At 52.0% G+C, this 22,589-nt stretch carries 19 protein-coding genes; 14 read left to right on the forward strand and 5 right to left on the reverse strand.

All coding sequences use genetic code 11. The features are described from left to right. The first annotated feature begins 57 nt into the window (after positions 1-57). Together R70331_RS14100 and R70331_RS14105 are read left to right on the forward strand one after the other, a co-directional pair. A complete protein-coding gene (locus R70331_RS14100) occupies positions 58-945 on the forward strand; it encodes a sugar phosphate isomerase/epimerase family protein (RefSeq protein ID WP_042176495.1) in 888 nt (295 codons plus the stop codon). Positions 946-1,009: 64 nt separating this feature from the next. Next, positions 1,010-2,086, forward strand: coding sequence for a Gfo/Idh/MocA family protein (locus R70331_RS14105; RefSeq protein WP_042176497.1), 1,077 nt, complete (start codon positions 1,010-1,012; stop codon positions 2,084-2,086). A gap of 80 nt (positions 2,087-2,166) precedes the next feature. On the opposite strand, the gene R70331_RS14110 is transcribed toward R70331_RS14105, so the two are convergent. Next, positions 2,167-2,373, reverse strand: a complete 207-nt coding sequence (locus tag R70331_RS14110) for a DUF1657 domain-containing protein (protein WP_042176500.1) — start codon at positions 2,371-2,373, stop codon at positions 2,167-2,169. Between the two features lie 173 nt (positions 2,374-2,546). Between R70331_RS14110 and R70331_RS14115 the strand changes: the two genes are divergently transcribed. The 7 genes from R70331_RS14115 (at position 2,547) to R70331_RS14145 (ending at position 10,751) form a co-directional block, all read left to right on the forward strand. Continuing rightward, entirely contained in the window at positions 2,547-3,407 is an 861-nt protein-coding gene (locus R70331_RS14115; protein WP_042176502.1) for a DUF421 domain-containing protein, read from the forward strand. Between the two features lie 128 nt (positions 3,408-3,535). Next, entirely contained in the window at positions 3,536-4,984 is a 1,449-nt protein-coding gene (locus tag R70331_RS14120; protein WP_042176504.1) for a spore germination protein, read from the forward strand. After that, entirely contained in the window at positions 4,981-6,141 is a 1,161-nt protein-coding gene (locus tag R70331_RS14125; RefSeq protein ID WP_042176506.1) for a Ger(x)C family spore germination protein, read from the forward strand. Before R70331_RS14120 ends, R70331_RS14125 begins: the two co-directional genes overlap by 4 nt. A gap of 26 nt (positions 6,142-6,167) precedes the next feature. Further along, positions 6,168-7,259, forward strand: coding sequence for a GerAB/ArcD/ProY family transporter (locus R70331_RS14130; RefSeq protein ID WP_042176507.1), 1,092 nt, complete (start codon positions 6,168-6,170; stop codon positions 7,257-7,259). A gap of 94 nt (positions 7,260-7,353) precedes the next feature. Further along, a complete protein-coding gene (locus tag R70331_RS14135; protein ID WP_042176510.1) occupies positions 7,354-8,331 on the forward strand; it encodes an AAA family ATPase in 978 nt (325 codons plus the stop codon). 3 nt (positions 8,332-8,334) lie between these two features. Next, positions 8,335-9,417, forward strand: coding sequence for a DUF58 domain-containing protein (locus tag R70331_RS14140; RefSeq protein WP_042176512.1), 1,083 nt, complete (start codon positions 8,335-8,337; stop codon positions 9,415-9,417). After that, entirely contained in the window at positions 9,414-10,751 is a 1,338-nt protein-coding gene (locus R70331_RS14145) for a hypothetical protein (RefSeq protein ID WP_042176514.1), read from the forward strand. The genes R70331_RS14140 and R70331_RS14145 overlap by 4 nt, the downstream gene beginning before the upstream one ends. A 61-nt stretch (positions 10,752-10,812) precedes the next feature. Here R70331_RS14145 and R70331_RS14150 read toward each other — a convergent pair whose 3' ends face one another. From R70331_RS14150 to R70331_RS14160, 3 genes are all read right to left on the reverse strand, one after another. Further along, complete coding sequence (locus tag R70331_RS14150; protein ID WP_042176516.1) at positions 10,813-11,139, reverse strand: AzlD domain-containing protein; 327 nt, start codon at positions 11,137-11,139, stop codon at positions 10,813-10,815. Further along, on the reverse strand, positions 11,130-11,867 hold the full coding sequence (locus R70331_RS14155; protein WP_042176518.1) for an AzlC family ABC transporter permease: 738 nt from the start codon (positions 11,865-11,867) through the stop codon (positions 11,130-11,132). The genes R70331_RS14150 and R70331_RS14155 overlap by 10 nt, the downstream gene beginning before the upstream one ends. A 219-nt stretch (positions 11,868-12,086) precedes the next feature. Beyond that, on the reverse strand, positions 12,087-14,141 hold the full coding sequence (locus tag R70331_RS14160; RefSeq protein WP_042176520.1) for a beta-galactosidase: 2,055 nt from the start codon (positions 14,139-14,141) through the stop codon (positions 12,087-12,089). A 144-nt stretch (positions 14,142-14,285) separates the two neighbouring features. Here R70331_RS14160 and R70331_RS14165 point away from each other — a divergent pair, with 144 nt between their 5' ends. The 5 genes from R70331_RS14165 (at position 14,286) to R70331_RS14185 (ending at position 21,141) form a co-directional block, all read left to right on the forward strand. Then, on the forward strand, positions 14,286-15,119 hold the full coding sequence (locus R70331_RS14165; RefSeq protein ID WP_052419055.1) for an AraC family transcriptional regulator: 834 nt from the start codon (positions 14,286-14,288) through the stop codon (positions 15,117-15,119). Positions 15,120-15,299: 180 nt separating this feature from the next. Beyond that, positions 15,300-17,876, forward strand: coding sequence for a hypothetical protein (locus R70331_RS14170; RefSeq protein WP_042176522.1), 2,577 nt, complete (start codon positions 15,300-15,302; stop codon positions 17,874-17,876). A gap of 34 nt (positions 17,877-17,910) precedes the next feature. Then, the gene (locus tag R70331_RS14175; protein WP_042176524.1) at positions 17,911-18,624 is read left to right on the forward strand and encodes an ABC transporter ATP-binding protein; all 714 of its coding nucleotides are present in this window, start codon (positions 17,911-17,913) and stop codon (positions 18,622-18,624) included. Further along, a complete protein-coding gene (locus R70331_RS14180; RefSeq protein WP_042176527.1) occupies positions 18,621-20,000 on the forward strand; it encodes an ABC transporter permease in 1,380 nt (459 codons plus the stop codon). Before R70331_RS14175 ends, R70331_RS14180 begins: the two co-directional genes overlap by 4 nt. Positions 20,001-20,043: 43 nt before the next feature. Then, positions 20,044-21,141, forward strand: a complete 1,098-nt coding sequence (locus R70331_RS14185; protein WP_042176529.1) for an efflux RND transporter periplasmic adaptor subunit — start codon at positions 20,044-20,046, stop codon at positions 21,139-21,141. 65 nt (positions 21,142-21,206) lie between these two features. On the opposite strand, the gene nagZ is transcribed toward R70331_RS14185, so the two are convergent. Further along, positions 21,207-22,562 (reverse strand): beta-N-acetylhexosaminidase, encoded by a 1,356-nt coding sequence (nagZ, locus tag R70331_RS14190; protein WP_231576476.1) that lies wholly within the window; start codon positions 22,560-22,562, stop codon positions 21,207-21,209. Positions 22,563-22,589: the final 27 nt, after the last annotated feature.

Consider the following 22,589-nt stretch of genomic DNA (forward strand, 5'->3'; position numbering starts at 1 on the left):
AGCTTTATACTTGGATTATTCAGTTAACTATAAACCAATATTGGAGTGGTAGACAAGATGCAGGACACATTGAGAATAGGCACACTCGTCGGTGGCGGAGATGCAGTAAGGGTTATTCCGCAAATAGCTAAGCATGGCTTTGAATCCTACAGCCTGACCTTCTGGCAGTCAACAGGGCAGACAGATCTGGCTGATACCGCAGCGCGCATCCGTGAGCTGGCTGAGGAGCATCAATTTGTGATTTCCGCAATCGGGGTCTTCGGCAATCCGTTGACCGGCACCGGTGACAATGCAGATACAGTGTCCAGCTGGGAACGGCTGATTGACAATGCCCATTTATTCGGTACAGATATCGTAAACGGTTTCACTGGGAGGCTGACCGGGCTTCCGATTGATGACTCGCTTTCTAAATTTAGCGAAGTGTTCGGGGAGCTGTCCAAAAGAGCGGCTGATAAAGGGGTAAGGATCGCTTTTGAGAACTGTTCTATGGATGGCAGCTGGATAAACGGGGATTGGAATATTGCCCATAATCCGACCGCCTGGGAAAAGATGTTCAATGCAGTTCCGGCTGACAACCTGGGTCTGGAATGGGAGCCCTGCCACCAGATGGTGCAGCTGATTGATCCGATTCCCCAGCTCCGTAAATGGACCGACAAGATCTTCCATGTACACGGGAAGGATGCCACGATAGCCTGGGATATTATTAAGGAATACGGTATTCACGGCCCAAGAGATTATGTGTGGCATCGCACTCCGGGCTTCGGAGATACCAGCTGGACCGATGTAATCAGTATCCTCCGCCAGGCCGGCTATAAGGGAACCATTGACATTGAAGGCTGGCATGATCCGGTCTACCGTGATCAGCTGGAAATGACGGGACAGGTGCATGCGCTGAACTATCTGAAATCTTGCAGGGGCGGCAGCTTTGTGCCTAATCCGCTCTGATCCGAAGCAGTACAGCTCTAATCTGTTGCACATTCAACAATCCAAACATAAGGGAGTTTTATCTATGACAGCAGAGTATCGCGTGGCTGTGGCCGGCTGCGGAGCGATGGCAAATGAGTGGATCGGCTATGCCCTGAAACGGCAGGATGTAGAAATCGTTGCCCTGGTCGACATCCGGCTGGAGGCGGCAGAAGCCATGGCCGGGAAATACGGCCTAAATGCTGCTACGTATACGGATATTAAACAGGCTATAGAGGAGACGGGGGCAAACCTGGTGTTTGATGTCACGATTCCGTCAAGCCATTATCATATTGCCGCTACCGCGCTTGAACTGGGCTGCAATGTGTTCAGCGAGAAACCGCTGGCAGAATCGCTGGAGCAATGCAGCCGGATTGCAGCGATTGCCAAGCGCACCGGGCGTTCGCATGCAGTCATGCAGAACCGCCGCTATGACCCGCGTATCCGTTCGCTTAAAGAGCTGATCGAAGCGGGGACCATCGGCCGTACCGGCTATACCGGGGCAAGCTTTTTCCTCGCTCCCCATTTCGGCGGATTCCGGGATGCGATGGATAGCCCGCTGCTGCTCGATATGGCCATCCATACCTTCGATCAGGCACGGTTTATCACCGGAGCAGACCCAGTAACTGTGTATTGTCAGGAGTTCAATCCTCCGGGCTCCTGGTACGCCGGCAATGCAGCGGCGGTCTGCATTTTTGAAATGTCCGACGGCTCCGTCTTCTGCTATCAAGGCTCATGGTGTGCCGAAGGGGCGCCTACCTCATGGGAAGCAGCATGGCGTGTCCAGGGGGAGAAAGGCGCAGTCCTGTGGGACGGCACCGGAATGCCTTATGCCGAGGTAATCCAAGACAGCGGGGATGATGTACAATTCCTGCGCAAGTATGAGCGGACTCAGGGAGCTGAGGTTCTGATGGAAGAGACCTTCCATCACGGCTGTCTCCGGGAAATGTTCCAAGCCGTCAGTGAGCAGCGCCCGGCTGAAACGGACTGCCGGGACAACATTTACAGTATGGCGATGGTGTTCGGGGCTCTGGAGAGTGCAAGGACCGGCCGCAAGCTGGAAATTGCTGACCTGCTAAGCCAATCCGGCGGAGAGCTGCGGCAGAAGCTGGAATCTGTATAGAATAGAATTTAAAGAGGCTGTTCCGTATTCTGCAGAGGTCTGCAGCGGAACAGCCTTTTTACTGTATCTGTCAACTAACGTCAAAATCCCCGGTACTGCGGCTCCTCCTTCTCAAGCTGGGCTACCCGGCCTTCAACCTGCTCCACGATCTGCTGGGTCTGCCCGGCAGCATTAGTGAACATTGTTTTGGCTTCTTCGTTCTGGGTCTCCATGGCGAACTGTTCTAGGCTGGCCTGAGCACTTTTGAGTGAAGAGAGGCAGGTCTTCACTTGTGATGCAACGGTCATATTGTAATCCTCCTTGTGATTAGAGTTGTACAGACTTATATACCTAGTATCGGCTGCGTAACGGAAGATAATTCAGGAAATGATCTAACCTATAGGGAGTAAATACCCCCTCTTTTGACAAATAATGAATAGGACACAGTACGACAAAGCTCTTATTCACAGGGGGAATCCAAATGCCGAATTGGTTAGAGGTTATGGTAAGAACTATATTTGCTGTAGTGGTCTTGTTCTTTTTGATTAAGCTGCTTGGTAAAAGACAGGTCTCTCAGCTTTCCTTCTTTGAGTATATAACAGGGATTACGATCGGGAATCTGGCTGCTTACATCTCGCTGGATACGGATAATACATGGCATCTGGGGTTTCTGGCGCTCTTTGTATGGGTTGCCTTTTCGCTGGGCATTGAGTTCCTGCAGATCAAGAGTAAAAAGGCCCGCGATTTCATCGACTTCAAGTCCACCGTGCTGATCAAGGACGGCAAGATTCTGGAGGATAACATGCGTAAAGAGAAGCTGACGACCGATGAGCTGCTTGAAGGACTGCGGAAAAAGGATGTTTTTACAGTTGCAGATGTGGAATTTGCCATTATGGAGTCGGATGGTGCCATTAATGTACTGCTTACAAGGGAGAATCAGCCGCTTACGCCAAAGCATCTTGGGATTAAGGTAGCTCCGGAGAAGGAGACGCAGGCTGTTATTATGGACGGCCAGATAATGGATGTGCCTTTGGATGATCTGAATCTGACACGCGGCTGGCTGAACCTGCAGCTGGAAAAGCTGGGGCTGACGGTGGAGAATGTTTTTCTCGGGCAGGTTGATTCCTACGGGGAACTGACAGTTGATTTGTATGCGGATAAGGTGCAGGTGACGCAGCCCCAGGAAAAGCCCCAGCTGTATGCCCTCCTGAAAAAATGCGAAGCGGACCTGGAGCTGTTCAGCCTGTCAACAGGTAATCCGGAGGCGAAGCAGCTGTATGAGGATTGCTCGGTAAAGCTGCAGCGTCTGATAAAAGAGCTTAAACCGTTTATTCAAAATTAGTCACCCTTGGACCGGCAGTGCTGCCGGTCTTGTTGGCTGTGTGCAGGTGGGCAGGAGGTGTATATTTCCAGTGAGGCTTGGCAAACTAAGTCAGATTCATCATTTATGTTAAAGGAGGCGGGAAAGCGATGGCGGCAAGCATTCTGGATGCGATTAAAGAGCAGCTGCACGGCAGCAGTGATGCGGTCTACCAGTCGATTAACATTCACGGGCAGCCGTGCATGCTGATCTACATCCCGTCCATTGTGGATACGCTCAGTCTGCAGGAATTCGTTGCTTCCCCGCTGAAGTCCGAGGCCAATGCCGAGCCGGACTGGCCCGGATTTCTGAAGCGGCTGGATCACGGGTCAGCCTTTGCTATCCCTTACATCAAGGTATATGACATTGACAGGGCGGTGGAGCTGGCGGTCAGCGGCAATGCTGTGCTGTGTATCGAGAGTATGCCTTTTCTCTATTATTTTGAAATTACCCATTATCAGAAGCGGGCCGTATCTGAATCACAGAACGAGCTGGTGGTTATCGGGCCGCAGGAAGCCTTCATTGAGGATGTGGCAACCAATCTGTCGCTGCTGCGCCATATCATTAAGCATGCCGATCTGAAGACCAAGCATTTCTCCATCGGAAAATATACTAAAACCGACGTGTACCTGGTTTACATAGAGGGTCTCTACAAGCCGGAAATCCTCGCTGAGATTGAGGAGGTTCTGGTTAATCTGAATATGGACGGGGCCCTGGGCATCAGCTATATCGCGGAGCATGTGAAGCAGGGCAAATTCTCTCCGTTTCCGGTATTCCAGTACACGGAGCGTCCCGATTCTGTAGCTGCCTCTCTGATGGAAGGCCGTGTCGGTATATTACAGGACGGTACACCCTCCGCACTGCTGACTCCGGTAACCTTTCTGTCGCTTCTGCAATCGTCAGAAGACTACTACCAGAGCTTTTATGCAGGCAGCTGGATCCGGATGGTCCGTTTATTATTTTCAATAATTGCCTTGCTGCTTCCTGCCTTTTACGTAGCGGTAACCACGTTTCACTCGCAGATTATTCCGTCAGATCTGCTGCTGACAATTGCGGCAGCGCGAGAAAATATTCCCTTCTCTGCCCTTACGGAAGCACTCATTATGGAGCTGACCTTTGAAGCGCTGAGGGAAGCGGGCACCCGGATACCAAAGCCCGTAGGACAGACTGTTTCCATCATCGGGGGTATCGTCATCGGCCAGGCGGCGGTCCAGGCAGGCATTGTATCTGCACCGATGGTTATTGTTGTATCCATTACCGGCATAGCCTCGTATATTATTCCGCATCTGGAGCTTGGACTTACATTCCGGCTGCTGCGGTTCGTGCTGCTTGTGCTTGGAGGCACTATGGGACTGCTCGGCGTTATCGTGGCCGTCTTTATCATTTACGGGCATCTGGTTCATCTGAAATCGTTCGGAACCCCTTATATGCAGCCTATAGCCCCGCTGATTCTGGAGGACTGGAAGGATACCCTGCTACGTGTACCTAATCCGTTCATGACCAAGCGGAGCACCACCTTTACCGGCACCAAAAATGACAGGAGGCAGAGACCGAAATGAAGCTGCTCAGGCTGGGGATGGCTCTGCTGCTGCTGTTTAGCCTGACCGGCTGCTGGTCCAAGCTTGAGCTGGATGAGCTTACTTTTATTTTTGGCATGTATGTTGACGCCGGGACAGAGCCCGGAACTGTGGAATTAACCATCAGCACACCGCTGCCGAACCGTCTTGTATCAGGTACTCAAGGCGGAACTGCACAGGGCAAAAGCTATTCGACCGTTACTAAAACGGCCCATAGCATTACCGATGCTATCATTATGATTCAAAAGGATCTGTCCCGGCGTCTGGAAATTTCACATATTAAGGCGATTGTCGTCGGTCAAGAGTATGCGGCAAATGGGATACATGAACTGCTTGAGTGGTGTAAGCGGCAGCCTGAGATTCCGCAGGGTACTTATATTATGGCGGCTCCGGGTAAGGCCAGTGAGGTCGCCAGACTGTCCGCGGTCTATGAGCAGCTTCCGGATCAGGTGCTGAGAAACATTTCCGAGCTGAATCTGACCTATGCTACAACGATCAGAGATTGTCTGCTGGCGGAGGCTAACAATATGGGATATGCCATGAACTATCTTTCCTTTGGCGTGAAGCCGGATGAGAAGGAGCAGGGGGAGCCGGTAAAATGGGCAGGTGTGCAGGGGGTGATGCTCTTCAAGGGTATGAAAATGACAGGAACGCTAAACAGTGACGAGAGCAGGGCCCTTTCCTGGGCCGCGGGAGATCTCTCCGGGCATCTAACCCTTCCAATGTACACTGTTGTCTGGAATGAGCAGGACAGCAAAGGCAAAGCCAGCGCTCTTTTTTATAGTGACACTGTATCCAGAAAGGTACAAATGACAGCAGACGGGCCTGTTTTTCATGTCAGGTTGAAGGGGAAGGCCAGCATTACTCTTTTTGACGACAATAATACAGATGAGGCAGTAGATCACAACAGCCTGATTCAATCCAAGCTTGAGGAGAAAATTAAGTCAGAAGTAAAAAAAGCGCTGGACCATACTCAGGAGGCGGGAACAGATGTCCTGCAGCTTGGGATGCTGCTTGAATGGAACCACCCCAAGGAATGGAAGAAGCTGAAGGAACGCTGGAGTGACTATTATGCTGACAGGGCGAGAATTGTCGTGAAGACAGATATAAGCATTGTTGATTTTGGGGCAAGCAAATAAACGAACGGGAACAGGAGGGGGGGGCAATGCGTACAACGAACTGGCAGATTTTCCGCTTCAGTCTGGTTTATTTTAACTCGCGGACCTCTATATTTCTGATCCCCATCATTGTATCCGGTTCTGGCTATCAGGGCTGGATATCAATACTGTTCGGCAGTGCAATGTCGGTGGTCCTGCTGTTTTTTATGATTAAGGCCGGTAAGTTGAAGACAGGGGACTCCTGGATAGATTTTGGCAGCCAGTTTATGGGCAAATGGGGACATCGTGTGCTGGTGTTGTTACTGTTATGCTGGTGCGTATATTATACTTCTTACGATATAGAAAATTTTGTGCTGTTCTTCGGATCGAATTATATGCGGGGTACCCCTCCGCTGTTTATTCAGCTTGCAATCGGCATAGTCATTGCGTATACGGCGGCTAAGGGGGTGGCTACGATAATCTATATGGCAGACGGCGTTTTCCTGCTGTTAATTGCCACTACTTTTTTTTCGCTGTATCTGTTTTTGCCAAATGCCAATTTTCAGATGCTTCCGGCTTTTATCCATTACTTTGATCCGGGCATTACAATAAAGGATGCCGTCACAGTAACTTCATGGTTCGCGGAATGGGTGGTGCTCCTGTTTGTCGCGCCAGAGCTTAAGATCAACAATAACCTGCTGAAAAAGGTTCTGCTGGCTGAATTCGTATTGACGGTGCTCGTGCTGGCCGGTTGGGCGCTTACTATGCTGAACTTCGGACCGCATCTCGGAAAAGACGTTCAGTATCCTTATCTTGATATGGTGCGCAGTTCGTCGCATGACGATATTCTGGGTAATCTGGACCCTATTCTGATCGGCATTTGGTCCGCCTCCATGTTCATTCACAGCTCCTTTATGATCTATGTAGCCAGTAAGTGCGCCCTGTACCTGACGAAGCAGAAGGGGGAAAAGCTGATGGTACCGTTCCTGGTCTTCTGTTCAGTGCTCATCGCCTACCTGTATTCCCGCAGCATAACCAGATATTACAGTGATTTCAGCTCATCCCTGGTGGTTATACTCTGGCTGGTTGCGGAGTGTATTCCCGTCTATTACACTATGGCTGCGTTCATCAAATCCAGAATAAATAAGCCTGCCAGCTGATTGCAGCGACTTATTTATTATAAAATGGATGCGCTTTCTGGTATGATTAAGCTTTAGTACATACCTTATAGACGATAGGATGGTGGAATGCTTCATGAATATTCAAGAGGCTGGCAGGCTGATCAGCTCAATCCGCAGCAATCTCTCAAAGGTTATCGTAGGAAAAGAAGCCGGTGTGGACCTGCTGCTCACAGCGCTGCTGGCAAACGGCCACGTGCTGCTGGAGGATGTCCCGGGTACCGGCAAAACACTGCTGGCTAAGACACTGGCCCGGTCACTGGACTGCCCGTTTAAAAGAATTCAGTTCACCCCGGATTTATTGCCCTCTGATCTGAGCGGAATCAATTACTACAATCAGAAGACCGGTGAATTTGAATTCCGGCCCGGTCCGGTATTTGCCAGTATTCTGCTGGCGGATGAGATCAACCGTGCGACTCCGCGGACACAATCCAGCCTGCTGGAATGCATGGAGGAGCGCCAGATTACCATCGACGGCGTAACGCATGGGCTGGAAGCGCCTTTTCTCGTTATAGCAACCCAGAATCCGGTTGACAGCCAGGGAACCTTTCCTCTTCCGGAAGCGCAGCTGGACCGGTTCCTGCTGCGGATAACGACCGGATATCCTGCTTTTGAGGAGGGCGTGCAGATTCTTCAGCGGTTCCGCCTGAACAATCCGCTGGAGGACACCGGCGCTGTTGCGGATGCCCGTCAGATTCAGGAGGTCCAGCGCCTGACTGCTGAAGTCAACATCAGCGACGATCTGCTGGCTTATATGATACGGATTGTAGAAGCGACCCGCAAAGCTCAATCTGTCAAGCTCGGTGCCAGTCCGCGGGCAGGCTTTGCGCTGCTGCGCGCATCACAGGGCTATGCCTTGATCCAGGGCCGGAATTACGTCATTCCTGATGATATTAAGGCTGTGGCGGGACCTGTTCTCGCGCACCGTCTGGTCCTCCAGCGCGGTCCCGGATCACGGGAGGGGCAGGCTGCAGAGGTTGTGCAGCAGATCCTTCGCGAAGTGGAGGTTCCGGCCGAGCCTGTATCGGCAGCCAGAGGCGGAAGGGGGGAGTAGCCCGTGTCCCTTCCCTGGCTTATTATGAGCACACTGCTGCTGCTGGTGTTCGTGTCTGTGATTTACCAGCGCAGCGCACTCAAAAATCTTAGCTATACCCGTTATTTCTCTGCATCCACTGTCTATCAGGGCGAACAGATAGAGATGGTAGAGGAGATTGCCAACCGCAAGCTGCTGCCGCTCCCCTGGCTGCGTCTGGAATCCAGTATTGCCCGGGGGCTTGAATTCGGCAGCCAGGAGAACCTGGGGGTCAGCAGCGGTGAGATCTACCAGAATCATATCAGCCTGTTCTATCTGAGGTCTTACCGGCATATCAAGCGCCGGCATCAGATCCGGTGTGAACAGCGCGGCCTGTTCCGGCTGGAATCGGTAACGATGACGACCGGAGACTTCTTCGGCATGAGCCGCCGAAGCCAAATGTTTCCGCTGCAGCTGGAGCTGCTGGTATATCCGGCAATGATGGATGTCTACGAGCTGCCTTTGCCTGTCCACAGCTGGCTCGGTGAGCTGCCGGTCAAGCGCTGGATCGTAGAGGACCCGTTCCTGACGGCCGGAACCCGGGAGTACAGGCCGGGAGACTCACTCGGCGGGATGAACTGGAAGGCTACTGCCCGGACCGGCAGGATGCAGGTGCATCAGAAGGATCACACCGCCGATGCCAGGCTGATTATCTGTCTGAATGTGGAGATCAGCGACGCGATGTGGCGCAATATTACAGATAAAGAACGGATTGAGCTGGGTATCCGCTATGCGGCAACAGTAGCCGAGTATGCAGCCGGACACGGTCTTGAAGTCGGACTGATGTCTAATGGAAGGCTGGACGGAGAGAATGATCCTGTAAATGCCGGTCCGACGGGAAGCCTGCCGGAAATGCTGGGTCTGCTGGCCCGGCTGCAGCTGGACCGTACCATTCCGATGTCGCGGCTGCTGGAGCTTGAAGCTGAGGGCAGTCCGTCTGACAACGACTACCTCATCATCAGCTGCCACAGGGGGGCTGAGCTTGATCTTGCGGCAGAGGAGCTTAGGCTGCTCGGAAACGGCATTGCCTGGCTTGATATTCCCGGTGAAGGGAGGAATAGTGCATGAGCAGCAGGGTAGGGGAGCCGGTTATGGCTTCCTTAAGGTTATGGCTGGCCTGTCTGATTGAAGGATTACTGTTTCTCCCGCTCTGGATATTCCTTCAGGTATATCTGCAGTCCGGTCAGGCTTCGTTGCCGTGGTACTTTATTCTGCCGGTATTATCCTTGGCCGGCGTACTAATGCGGCATGTGTTCAAGCGCAGATGGATGCAGATTCTGGCCGCGCTTCCCCTTGGGGCAGCAGCAGGGTTTATAGTAGGGGGTATGGAGCCTGATGCAATTCCGTTTATGGTTGTCAGTGCACTATTTGCGTATCTGGGAATGAACGCGGCTAACCGGGAGCATGGGATCAAAACCTATGCGATCGGCCTCATGGTATATTTTGCAGCGGTCATTATTTATGCAAGGGTTCCTGAGCTTCAGCATAGTCTGACTCTGTTGACCTGGTGCGGCGGAGCTTGTCTTGTGCTGGCCCTGCTGAATTCTAATACCAGCTTCATGAACTATAATATATTCGCTGCAGGAACCAAACGTCTGCCTCCCGGAATGCGGCGGTATAACCAGATGTTCATGCTGTTATTTATTATTGCAGTGGTATTATTGGCTTCCGGGGCCGTTAAAGCAATCGCAACAGTAGCGTTAGGTGCCGTTTATACGCTGTTTGGTTTGCTCTCCAGGCTATTCTCCAAGTCAGAGGACGTCCCTTTAACCCGGCAGGATATGCCCTCTTCACAAGAATTTTTGCAAATCGAACAGAAAGAGCCCGGATTGCTGTCAGCAATTCTGGATGTGCTCTTTTATGGGCTTGCGGCTGTAATCGTTATCGCTGCCATATATTTCGGCCTGCGCTGGCTGTACAGGAACAGCACCGGTATTTTCCGCCGGGCGGTTGATGCACTGCTGTCCATGCTGCGCAGGGAAAATAAGCAGGAGCAGGCTGCTTATCAGGATGAAGAGGTGAGTACTTTTGCCTGGGAGAAAACGGTGCAGAATTTCCGTGAGTATTGGCGCAGCCGGCTGAAGAGCGGAAGCAGGAGTGACCGTTGGGAGGCTATGGAGGGCAGCCGTGAGCGTGTGCGCTGGCTGTACCGGCACTGGCTGACGGCCAGGGCGTCTGGAGGTTATGAGGTCAAAGCCTACCTGACTCCCAAGGAGACCGGTGACGATATTGCTGAATGGTCGGGAGGCAGGAAGCAGAACCGAAAGGGGGAGCGCAGCGGCAGCGAGGCTTCCCCTGCAGAGCTGCTGCAGCTGTACAATGAAGCGAGATATGGCCAGACAGCCGGTTCAGGCAAGGAGGATGTGCTACTGGAGCAGCTGAAAAAACAGCTGAAGCTGTGATCTCTAGCTGTGATCTCTAGTGGTAAGAAGGGTTACTGCAGCAGGCAACAGATTACGCTGGTCAGAATACCAGCCGCAGCAGCAGTAGTGATATCACACCCGTGATGACAGTCCCCAGCAGGCTGCGGGTTTTGACGGCAACCCAGAAGGTCGGGAGGGCAGCAATCAGCTCCACATTGGTGGAGAGCGCCGAGAACCGCCCGCCGTCAATGAACAGCTCCTGGGCGATGAGCGCGGACATTACAGCGATAGGCATGTAGTTCAGCCAGCGCATTCCCCATCCGGGAATGGTAATCCGGCTGAGCAGCATTAGCGGCAGCACCCGCGGGATAAAGGTGACCAGCGCGGCTCCGAGAATAATCAGAAAGATATCAAGCCTTACTTCCATTTTTCGATCACAGCTCCTATCGTTGAGGCTATTACCGCAGCAGCAATAACGCCAATGCTGGGGGACCACAGGATGGACAGGCCGACCGCTACAGCCATAGCAATGAGGCCGACTGTAATATCCAGCGCATATCTGCTTCTGCTGATCAGCGTAAGCACCAGCAGTCCGATGAACATGGCCGGCAGGGCGAAGTCCAGCCCCCATTCTTCCGGACTGGAGATCCACTGCCCGAGCACAGCACCGGCCAGATTGGCAATGATCCAGTTGAGATATGCGGTAATATTAAGGCCGTGCATCCATTTCTCGCTGATGGCCTTCCTGTTCGCGCTTCTCTGGATCGCCACGCCAAAGGTCTCATCTGTCAGCAGCGTGCCGATCAGCAGGTTGCGCAGCGGCGTCAGGTGGCGAAAGTAAGGCGAGAGAGCTGCACTCAGCAGCAGATGGCGGAGATTAACCAGCAGAATTGTAATAATGATGCTGGTCGCTGTGCTTCCGGCTGCGATCATCCCGGCTGCAATGAACTGGGCTGACCCGGCATATAGTATAGTCGAGATCAAGGCGATTTCGGCCAGGGAGAGGCCGGCGGTCTTCTCGACAACACCGGCGGCGAAGCCGATGCTCAGATAGCCGAGCAGAGTTGGAATACAATCCTTCACCCCCTGCAGGAAGCTGTCCTCGCTAACGGGTGCGGCAGCAGGAAGCTCCGCCTGTACAGATTCGGATTTCATGTTTACGGCCTCCTTTCGGGCTGTCATGATTTAACGTATTGCCGGAAAAACGCATTATCTTAATATCTTATACTTTCCGCAGCTTGGCAAGGGAAATCTTCACGCCCCTTCAGCGGGCAGCCGGAACAGAAAAGGTCCCGCCGCATGAAAATCATGCGGCGGGACCTTTTTTACGTATATGATGCCTAACCTGGCAGCTTCAGCGGCCCGAGACACCCGTTATTGCAGCACCAGAACGCCGAAGCCGTCCATAATAAATTTACCGTTCAGCGTTTGGCCTGTCAGCAAATCGGTGCGCGGCTCCTTGAGCAGAATTTCGACAGGCAGCTCATTATAGTTGAGCAGGAAGGTCAGGCTGGCAGACTCGCTGCTGCGGATCTGCAGCTCTACCTCAGACGGGAGCTCCAGCCAATCAGCAGCAGGGGAAGCCAGCTCCAGGCTGTCGATGATGCGCAGTGCCGATTCTTCATTGAATACTGCCCCGTAATACCATACCTCGCCAAGACCGCGTTTGTTACGGGTAACCGCAGGCTTGCCGGCATAATAATCACTGGCGTACGTACCCATTACCTCGACAGTGTCAGCTTCTACCTGCAAAATATCATTAAACGAATCAGCACCGGTCAGCTCTTCACTGCCTTGGGTCCATTTGATTGTTGTAGGGAGTCGTCTGCCTTTGACCATAGTGAACTCTTCAACGGTTATCCCGCACAGCTCCTTGGCAGCTCCCGGGAATGCGCGCATATAGCACTGCCCCCTGGAATCCTTGTATCCGGTCCGGCAGCCAAAGATGAGCTTACCGCCCTGCTGCACGTATTCATCCAGTACAGCAGCTGTGGCATCGGTCATGATGGCCGGATGCGGATAGACGAGTACATCATAACGGGACAGCTCCTTGGCGGTGGTTTTGCTGCGCATATACACTACATCCGCCGGGATATGCTTATGCTGCAATGCTTTGAACCACTCCTTATTGCTCTGCCACATGAACGGCCCGTGCCAGATATCATATTCGCCATCCCACTCATTATCGTAATCACGCACAATGGCAATTGAGGCTTGAGCCTTTGTGCCAATAATGGTGCTGCCTGCTGCAGCGAGCTCCTTGCCGACAGCAGAAGCTTCGCGGACCCGGCGGTTAGGCAGATTGTGATAGTCATTAATGCCGTGCCAGTAAATCTCATTGCCCATGGTAGCTGTACGCCAGCGGAAGTAGAGCACCATATCCGCGCCGTGGGCAATAGACTGGTAAGTCCACAGACGCATCTGCCCAGGCTTAGGTGAAGGCATGTCCATCCGGTTAACCCAGCCGCCCGGACCGGACTGCTGCTCCATAATGCAGTAGTTCGGGCTGATTGAACGGATGACCGACAAGGACAGGCTCCAGCTGCGGTCAGCAAGCGGATTCTGCTCATCCGGATCGGAATGGATGCTTGAGAACTGCGGATATGAATCGTAGCTGAAGAAATCCAGCTGTTCATCGTGAAGCTCATGGCTGTCAAGATGGCCAAACAAGCCGTTGGTTGTCACCCATTGGTCCGGCGCCTTAGCGCGGAGAATATCGGACTGTACCCTGGCAAAGGAAATCGTATTATCTGAGATGAAACGCTTCTCGTCCAGCGCCTGATGCGGGTTCGGCTGATGTGGAACAGGAGTAGGGCGGGGCAGGAAGACCTGTGACCAGTCCGAGTAAGTCTGATTCCAGAATATAGCTCCCCAGGCTTCATTCAGCTTATCCAGCGTATCGTATCTCTGCTTCAGCCATTCGCGGAAGGCGGTGTGATCGCTTTCAGAATAGAAAACATTGATCTCGCAATTCAGCTCATTATCAATCTGCCAGCCGGTAACACCCGGATGATTGGCATAATGCCCGGCCATCTCAGTTACAATCCGGGCACACAGCTCACGGTATTTGGGGCTGCTGTAATTATAGTGCCGCCGCATGCCGTGCTGAAGGGTTACACCTTCCTGGCTCACGTTCAGCACCTCAGGATATTTATAAGTAAGCCAGGCCGGCGGTGTGGCTGTCGGTGTACCCAGAATGACCTTAAGTCCATGGCTATGCGCCAGATCAATGGCCCGGTCGAACAGTCCGAATTGAAAGCTGCCTTCCTCCGGCTCAAAGATGGACCAGGCAAATTCGCCCATCCGGACAATTGTGAATCCGGTCTCCACCATACGGCGGTAATCATCATCCCACATTTCCTCCGGCCAGTGCTCCGGGTAATAACAGACGCCGAGCTCAAACTGCTTATCAGCAACGGGTTTCTTCATAATAACCTCCAAATGTAAAAAGATGCTTTATTATTGCTATGAATCTATTGTAATGGCAGCAGTGATATATCTTATATAACAGAATATTGCTATTATATGATTATATTGCGTGCCCGGTGTTAAGAGGCGGAAAGAGGTAATGTAATGATGAAGCAACGGGTACTCCCGGCTCCGGCCTATGCCCATTATGTCTGTTATCCGGATTTTATCGGACATTACAGCGAATTCCCGCAGCATGCTGTCCGCAGGAGTGAGGGGATGCTTAACAGCTACAATCTGCATCTGGTTTTTGACGGCTCCGGATACGTGTTTCAGGACGGGGAACGGATTCCAATGGGAAAAGGCAGCGGCTTCCTCTACTCCCGCGGAGCATATCAGCAGTACGGCTCAGACCCCATGCAGCCGTGGGAGATTCGCTGGGTTCACTTCAGCACCTCGGTTTCCCTGCCTTTGCTGGAGGAGGCAGACCAGTCACGGGGCTATTTCTTCACCTTTGATCTGAACGCCGGTCTTGAACAGCTGTTCGAGGAGATGTACGGCCTCAGTGCAGCCTATGAGACCAGGAGCGAGCCGCGCCTGTCAGCTGTCCTGTATGAAATTCTGGTTACCCTGCTGCAGAATTCCGAACCGCTGCACGGCTCAGTACCGCTGGAAATCCGTCATTCAATCCGCCGTACGGCCGATCTGATCCATAATGAATGTGAACGGCCCTGGACGCTTGAGAGCATGTCAAGGCTGGCAGGATACAGCAGCTATCATTTTCTGCGGCTGTTCCGTTCCACCATGGGGAAGACGCCCAACCGCTATTTAAGCGAATGCCGTCTGGCCAAGGCTAAGCTGCTGCTGGTTTCAACCGAGCTGCCTGTAGAGCAGATCGCTTTGCAAAGCGGATTTCAGCAATCCAGCTATTTTATTAAAGTATTTAGAGGGGCAGAAGGTCTGCCTCCAAGCCAGTACCGGCGCTCTTTCCGCTCATAATCTGTTGAAAGGGAAGATAAAGTTAACAAAGCCTGTGCAGAAAACAGCAACCATTATGCTGTTTTTGGCGTATTTAGGGGGAAAAGGTTACAACACAGCCGGAACAGTTACAAATTGGATACAAATCCCTGGTTGTCAGCAACTATAATAACCTTAGCAAATATTTCTGGGAGGATATCAATGAGAGAGTTCAGAAAAAGAACGGCCGTTCTGCTCTTAAGCAGCCTGGCCTTGGTTCAGGCTGCCGGGGGAATAGCGGTACCCGCAGCCCAGGCTGCAGGCACACAGGCTGCGGCCAGCACTGCAGCAGCAGTCAAAATTAATCCGGTTACGATGGCGGCTGGAGTTACAGCAGCAATTGAAGACATCAACATCTGGCCGCAGTCCGGCGGTAACATACTGGCTTACACCCTGAAGATTACGAATAACAGCAGTTCAACTGTGAATCTGCAGCGTTATTTCTCGCGCGTTGTCACTCCAGGAGGCTCGGTAATCCCGGGTAATCCGGTAACCGCAGACGCTACGAAGAAAAAGATTGCTGCCAAGAACAGTATGAGTATTACATACTATGTGAATATCGGACAGACAAAATCCCTATCAGGCGTCAAAATTGCCATGTATGTGTGGGATGCCAAAAGCAAGGGGTACCTGAAGCATGCCGGTTCCTTTGCCATTCCGGCTGCTTATTCCAACATGGTGGCAACGGGCAAGAGCCTCGATACTAAGATGAATGACATTCCGGTTACGGCAAGTGCAGCATCGCTGGAGCTATACAAATACGGCGGCAAGGTATATGCCAAAGCAGGCGTCAATATTACGAACAAAGGCGGTAAAGTGCTCGGCGATCCGGGTTACACAGCCTATCTGGTCACAGCCAGCGGAACAGCCTTTGAGCTTGCGCTCAGCAGCTCCCAGACCGGCTATAAGATCCAGCCGCAGGAAAAAAAGAGTATCTATTATCTGACCGAAATTCCGGCCTATCTGAATACCGCCAATATGAAGCTGCAGTTCACGCAGAAGGATGAGGCGCTTAAGCTTGAGCTTCCCAGGTCTTCCTTTAAGCTTCCGGCAGCGAGTACGCCTAACCTGGTCGTAGCCAGCGGTGCCGTCAAAAAAATCGTCGTAAACAACAACACGGTCGACACTAAGCTCACCGGAGCTTCTGTCTTTGCAGAGGATGCCACGGCGGTCTGGGCATTCCAGCTGCAGCTTAAGAATACCGGAAATACAGCAGTGACACTGCCTGCCTATGAGCTGGCTGTGAAGTCAGCCAAAGGAACGGCATTTCCGGTTAATGCCAAAGGCTTGAGCGGTCTTACCCTGAAGCCGATGGAGACAAAGGTGGTTCCGCTGACGGTGGAAATTCCGTTACAGGTGGAGCAGTCCTCGCTGCAGCTGCAGATGATTGAAGCTGTTACCGCTGCTGCCGGAACGGACGGCGGTACTTCCGGTACAGGTGATACAGGCGCTGCCTCCGGGAAGCTGATTTTCCCGGTTGCTTATTTCACTATTCCATACACCCTTAAGGCTGACGTACGAAGCGGCCAGGAATATGGAGCAACGAACCAATACGGCTCATTCGCCTACAGCCTGCAATCGCTGCAGCGTTATCCTTGGAAGAATGATGACATTGTCCTTGCCAAGGTAAGAATAACCAATTCGCAAGCTGTAAATCTGACGATTCCTGAGCTCAAAGGAGCGCTGAAGCTCGATACCGATAATCTGTCGGCAACAACAGACCTGCTTATGGATAAAGAGGCTGCGGTACTTGCTCCGGGCAAATATGCCGATATTTCGCTGATAACCAAAATTCCGTATACTGATGAGTTCAACAATGTGCGGGTAAACTTAAGCGTCAAATCGGAAACCGAAAGTATTCCGTTCCTCGACTTCAGTACAACCAGCTTTATAAGCAGTGTAGACCAGCTGAAGCGCGGGGACAGCTACTCTATTTCCGGCAAAGGCAAAAATGCTGCAGTACAGGAGAACAAAACTACCGTCTATGAAGGCAGCAACTATAATATTCTGTACACTGAGGTGCTGATGACCAGCGCCGAGAAGCGGCAGAGCAAGATGGCCCGGCTGCAGGCGTATTTCAAAACAGCGGACGGGCAATTTTATGAGGCCAAGGTGAACCAGTCTGACAGTCTGGCGATACCGGGCGGCAAGCAGCTGGTTACATTGTGGGCTAAGCTGCCTAAACCGGCAAGTACAACGGATGTGTCATTGTATGTGGGATCTGGCGTCACAGGCGGCAGGCTTAGCGAGAGCGGAGAGGAAGCAACCGGATTTATTAATGTAGCCTCACTGCCGCTTACACCAAGAGCTGTTGTTCCTGCTAACAATCTACAGAACGTCGTCCTTTATCCTTATACTTTAAATGTCCTTACCTCAGATGCGAGCCATGTGGAAGCCAGTGATACAGTAACGTTGAACATTACCTACAATCTGACGCGGGAAAACAGCTATGATGCCGGAGAATCAGAGCATAAGCTGGTTCTGCGGATTACAGATCCATTCGGCCAATCTCAGGACAAGGTACTGGCAATCGGTACGGAGCTGACAGAAGGGACTAATCATAATTTTGCCGTGTCTTTTACCAAGAATCTCTACCGGCAGATCACAGGCGGTTCTTATAAACTGACGGTATATGATGAATTCCAGGGTGAACGCCAGGAGCTGGGCGGCCAGACCTTCACTATGCGCTTTATCCCGCTGCCGAAGGTTGAAGATGAGGAGAAAGAGACAGGAAAATAACGTTCTATTCTAAGTCCGTAAAGGAGCAGCACCCATGTTGCGAGTTGAAAATATCAAGCATTCGTTCAAAACCGGCAACGAATGGACGACAGTTTTGCACAATATTAATTTTACAGTTAACAAAGGTGAGATGGTCGCGCTGCTCGGAAGCTCCGGCTCAGGCAAGTCCACCATGCTGAATCTGATGGCCGGGCTGATGAAGCCGACGGAAGGCCATATCTACATTGCCGACCATGATATCGTCCAGATGGGGGAGAATAAGCTGGCGGAATTCCGCCGTAAGCATATCGGCTTTATCTTTCAGGCTTACGAGCTGATTACAAGCCTTACGGTACGTGAAAATGTTGAGCTGCCGCTCGTATTCCAGTCCGTATCGCCCTCGGTCCGCAAGCAAAAAGCGCTGGCGCTCCTGGAGCAGGTCGGCATCCCGGACAAGGCGGATCTGTTCCCGTCCCAGCTGTCAGGCGGCCAGCAGCAGCGGGTCAGTATCGCCCGTTCGCTGATTACGGAGCCCTCCGTTATCTTCGCGGATGAGCCGACCGGGAATCTGGATACCAAGACTGAGGAAGAGATTATTGCAATTCTGCTGAAGCTGAATCAGTCGCTGAAGACAACCTTTATTGTTGTCACACATGAACTGGAGGTTGCAGAGCAGATGCAGCGTACATTCTCCCTGCGTGACGGCTATCTGATCAATAATCAACAGCCGCCAGCAGATGCGGAGTCTGCGGAAGGAGGCGCCGGATGAAGATCAGGGATATTTCCCGGATGGCCTGGGATCAGGTGAAACGGCGCAAGGTCGTTACCGGACTGTGTATGACAGGAATTTCGATTGGCTGTGCCGCCATTATCGTGGCGCTCAGCATCGGGCAATCCGCCCAGACCTATGTAACCGATCAGGTTAACCAGAATTTCAAAATGGATGAAATCACCGTAACTCCCGGCGGGGGCATTCCTTCACGAGGAGGAGGCGGAGGAGGTTCTGGAGAAAGCAATGAGAACCTGGACCCGGGCAAGCTGACTGCCCAGAAGCTGGAGATCATCAAGAGCCTGAATCATGTAGTAGCCGCTGCACCTTTTGAAGATGCCGGCTATATGCAGATGCTGACTGTCGATAACAAAATAGCCGATGTTCAGGTCAAAGCGACGGACCTGCGGATGTTAACCGAGTTTGGCTTTAAGTTCAAGCAGGGCGGTGTTACGGATCTGCCGGGCATGGTCGTGCTGAATTATGGTGCTACCCTCGGACTGATAGACAACGAGACCCGGCAGAAGCTGTATGAGCAGATGGGAGCAGATCCGTTCAGCTCCGATCTGATGGACCAATATAACAGAATGTCAACCCTTCCTTCCGAGATGTACAGGCAGCAGGTACAGCTGCAGGCCACAGATTACTCCACTTCCGAAGGGAACATCAGGCTCAGCTCAGCGCTGCAGGTCGGCGGTATACTGGCTACAGCGGAGGGAACCGATGATCTGCGTGCCTCCTACGAAAAAATTATGTATGTGTCGCTTGAAACGGCGGCCCAGCTGACCCAGCAATTATCTTTCGGCACTAATAACGGTATGACTCCGAATGTGGAAGAAAACAGCTATAAAACGGTTACAGTCAAGGTTGACAGCACAGATAATATCAAATCGGTTGAAGCCATGATTCAGAAGCTCAATCTGAATGCCATGGACAATCTGTATCAGCAGGAGATGCTTAAAGAGCAGTTCGATATGATAAAAATGGCTGCGCTAGGTATAGGGGTATTCATTCTGATTATTGCCTCGATCTCCATCATTGTAGCCATGACCATGTCCACACACCAGCGCAGGCGGCAGATTGGGATCATGAAGGTGCTTGGCGCCAACATGGGGCAGATCCGCAATATGTTTATTACGGAAGCTGCTCTGCTGGGCCTGCTTGGGGGCCTGCTTGGTGTACTGTTCTCGTATCTGATTATCATGGGTCTTAATAAGCTGGTGGGCACTGCAGGGGACAGCCTGAACTTCGTTATCCCGTTAACGACCATTCCGGTCGGACTGGCCTTTGCAATTATGACAGGCGTTCTGTCCGGTATATATCCGGCAATCAGTGCCTCCAGAACCGATGCGCTTACAGCAATTAAACGGGATTAATGCCTGACCGATTTTGTATTTCAAGCTGAAAGGAAGCAGGGGAATGAAAAGGATATTAAAGCGCAGCCTGAAATGGATTATTATCGCGGTGATCATTATAGGCGCAGGGTACATGCTCTACGGAAAAATATTCAAAGGTGAAGAGGCGGAGGTTGTGATGGAGCCGCCGCAGGTAATCAGTTTTCCTGTGACCGAGGAGACCATGACAAGCACCGTTCAGGTTAAAGGAAAATCACAATATCAGGAAGAGACACTCGTATATGCACCTTTTGCTTCCAAGGTAACCGGCTGGAAGGTGGAGAACGGCGGGCAGGTGAAGAAGGGGGATGTGCTCTTTACGCTTGACCAATCCACGCTTAAGAACGAGATTGCCCAGACGGAGGCTGCAATCCGCAAGGCTGAGCTGGAAGCAGAGCTTAACGACTTTGTCAGCCAGCAGGAGGATGAAAATGCGGCTCCGATCGGCACTGAGGCAGAGCGCCTGAAGGCACTGGCAGCCGAAGAGGCAGCAAGGCTGAATGAAGAGCTGAACCAGGTGAATGCGGAAATCCAGCAGAAGGATCTGGCGGATAAAAAAACCAAGCTGAACACTGCTATCTATCATGCACCGGCAACAGGAATATTCCTGTATGACAGCAGTACGGAACGGCCCCAGACGGTGTCTGACAACCAGTATATCGGCAAAATTGTCGACCTGAACAAGCTGGAATTCATCGCCTCTGTCGGAGAGCAGGATATATTCAAAATCAAGCAGGGGATGAAGGTTAACGTCAAAATGACCGCGATGAAGGATTTGATCCTGAGCGGTGAAGTGACCGAGGTTTCGAAATTTGCGACTAATACTACAGGGCAAAATTCAGCCAGTCAAATTCCGCAATTCGAGGTTGTAATCTCACTGCAGCCGGACGAACGCCTGATCGGCGGCCTTAGCCTAAGCGGGGATATTGAAACCCTGCGCAGGGAGAATGCGGTGGTCGTTTCCAGTATGGCTGTTATTCATGAAGGAGAACAGGCCTTTGTTATGCTGGATAAAGGGGACGGGCAGTATGAACGCCAGGAGATTACAATTGGTCTAGAGACCTCTGATAAGACAGAGGTTCTGACCGGCTTAAAGGCAGGAGATACGGTTGTTCTGCAATAGCAGGTGATAATATAAAGGGAGCTCCGGCAGATGATGCCGGAGCTCCCTTTTTCCATAGACAGTCCTTATTCGGCTAAGGCTCTGCGCCATTTCTTAATGTCTTGATTCAGTATCGTCAGGTCAGGTATTGCGGCGGGCTTGTCCGTAAGCTGATACTTTTCTTTCAGCTCCAGAATCCGCTGGACGCTCTGATCGATACGCGCTTCAGAGATGACTCCGTTATGAACACTATCCAGAAGAGCTGCCCGTACCTTCTGCTCGTTGGAATAGCCGTGGGCAATCAGCAGAATGTCGCTGCCTGCCAGCACAGTATCTACTGCTGCGGCAGGCAATGTATAGTGATCAGTGATGGCGCCCATAGTCATATCGTCGGTAATAACAACCCCGCCGAAACCCATCTGTTCCCGGAGCAGGCCGCTAATGATGTCTGCAGAGAGGGAAGCGGGCTTGTCCGGGTCAAGCTGCGGATACAGAATATGGGCAATCATCACGGCATCCGCACCGTCCTTGACCGCCGACTGGAATGGCAGCCATTCCAGCCGTGCTAGCTGGGCAGCGCTTTTATTCACCACAGGCAGCTCAAGATGAGAGTCAACGGAAGTGTCACCGTGACCCGGGAAATGCTTGATAACCGGAATAACGCCTTCCCCGGCGATTCCCTGCATTTCGGCTATACCAAGCCGGGTTACAAGCTCAGCAGTATTCCCGAAGGAGCGGTCTCCGATAACCGGATTATCAGGGTTACTGTTAATGTCCAGCACAGGGGCAAAGTTCATATTGAAGCCGGCGGACTGTACTTGTCTGGCCAGCAGGCTGCCCATCATCCGGGCACTTTCCGGACTATCTGCTGCCCCCACCCTGCTGTTACCGGGCATTACTGCATACGCCTCAGGCATCCTGCTGACTTTGCCGCCTTCCTGGTCAACGCTCATGAACAGCGGTATATCATTACTGCTGTTGCTTTCTTTAAGATCATTGATAAGACTGACCATGCTTTTGAGGCTGCTTATATTATCCTTGTACAGAATAATTCCGCCGATCTGATCTTCAGCAATCATCCGTCTGGCTTCACTCCCCTGTTCCCTGCCGTCAATACCAGCCAGCAGCATCTGTCCGATCTTCTGCTCCAGCGTCATTCCGGCGATTTGACGGGTAATGGCATCATTGCTGCCGTCTGGTGCGGAAGAGGGTGAGGCTGGCAATGAAGAAATTAACGGTGTAGCCTGCGGCTGCGGAGTATTAGCCTGCAAGGCTCCTGCACTTGACGGTGCTGAAGTGCCGGTGGCATCCGGTACCTGCGGAGATATCCCGACAGCGGTAGTATTGCTGCCGCAGCCAGAGATAAGCAGTGCAGAGAGAAAAACGGTTAAAGGTATATTTTTCCGGCAGAGATGAATCATTTCAGTTGTCCTTTCTCTCATTTGCAGATTAACCTGCCATGATGATAA

Origin of the sequence: Paenibacillus sp. FSL R7-0331 (assembly GCF_000758645.1) — a bacterium.
Lineage (GTDB): Bacteria > Bacillota > Bacilli > Paenibacillales > Paenibacillaceae > Paenibacillus_AQ > Paenibacillus_AQ camerounensis.

Coding starts and splice junctions, on each gene's coding strand:
- R70331_RS14120 (WP_042176504.1), top strand. CDS start 3,536: ATGGCGGCAAGCATTCTGGATGCGATTAAAGAGCAGCTGCACGGCAGC.
- R70331_RS14185 (WP_042176529.1), top strand. CDS start 20,044: ATGAAAAGGATATTAAAGCGCAGCCTGAAATGGATTATTATCGCGGTG.
- R70331_RS14135 (WP_042176510.1), top strand. CDS start 7,354: ATGAATATTCAAGAGGCTGGCAGGCTGATCAGCTCAATCCGCAGCAAT.
- R70331_RS14130 (WP_042176507.1), top strand. CDS start 6,168: ATGCGTACAACGAACTGGCAGATTTTCCGCTTCAGTCTGGTTTATTTT.
- R70331_RS14170 (WP_042176522.1), top strand. CDS start 15,300: ATGAGAGAGTTCAGAAAAAGAACGGCCGTTCTGCTCTTAAGCAGCCTG.
- nagZ (WP_231576476.1), bottom strand. CDS start 22,562: ATGAGAGAAAGGACAACTGAAATGATTCATCTCTGCCGGAAAAATATA.
- R70331_RS14105 (WP_042176497.1), top strand. CDS start 1,010: ATGACAGCAGAGTATCGCGTGGCTGTGGCCGGCTGCGGAGCGATGGCA.
- R70331_RS14100 (WP_042176495.1), top strand. CDS start 58: ATGCAGGACACATTGAGAATAGGCACACTCGTCGGTGGCGGAGATGCA.
- R70331_RS14150 (WP_042176516.1), bottom strand. CDS start 11,139: ATGGAAGTAAGGCTTGATATCTTTCTGATTATTCTCGGAGCCGCGCTG.
- R70331_RS14155 (WP_042176518.1), bottom strand. CDS start 11,867: ATGAAATCCGAATCTGTACAGGCGGAGCTTCCTGCTGCCGCACCCGTT.
- R70331_RS14160 (WP_042176520.1), bottom strand. CDS start 14,141: ATGAAGAAACCCGTTGCTGATAAGCAGTTTGAGCTCGGCGTCTGTTAT.
- R70331_RS14175 (WP_042176524.1), top strand. CDS start 17,911: ATGTTGCGAGTTGAAAATATCAAGCATTCGTTCAAAACCGGCAACGAA.
- R70331_RS14145 (WP_042176514.1), top strand. CDS start 9,414: ATGAGCAGCAGGGTAGGGGAGCCGGTTATGGCTTCCTTAAGGTTATGG.
- R70331_RS14165 (WP_052419055.1), top strand. CDS start 14,286: ATGATGAAGCAACGGGTACTCCCGGCTCCGGCCTATGCCCATTATGTC.
- R70331_RS14125 (WP_042176506.1), top strand. CDS start 4,981: ATGAAGCTGCTCAGGCTGGGGATGGCTCTGCTGCTGCTGTTTAGCCTG.
- R70331_RS14180 (WP_042176527.1), top strand. CDS start 18,621: ATGAAGATCAGGGATATTTCCCGGATGGCCTGGGATCAGGTGAAACGG.
- R70331_RS14115 (WP_042176502.1), top strand. CDS start 2,547: ATGCCGAATTGGTTAGAGGTTATGGTAAGAACTATATTTGCTGTAGTG.
- R70331_RS14110 (WP_042176500.1), bottom strand. CDS start 2,373: ATGACCGTTGCATCACAAGTGAAGACCTGCCTCTCTTCACTCAAAAGT.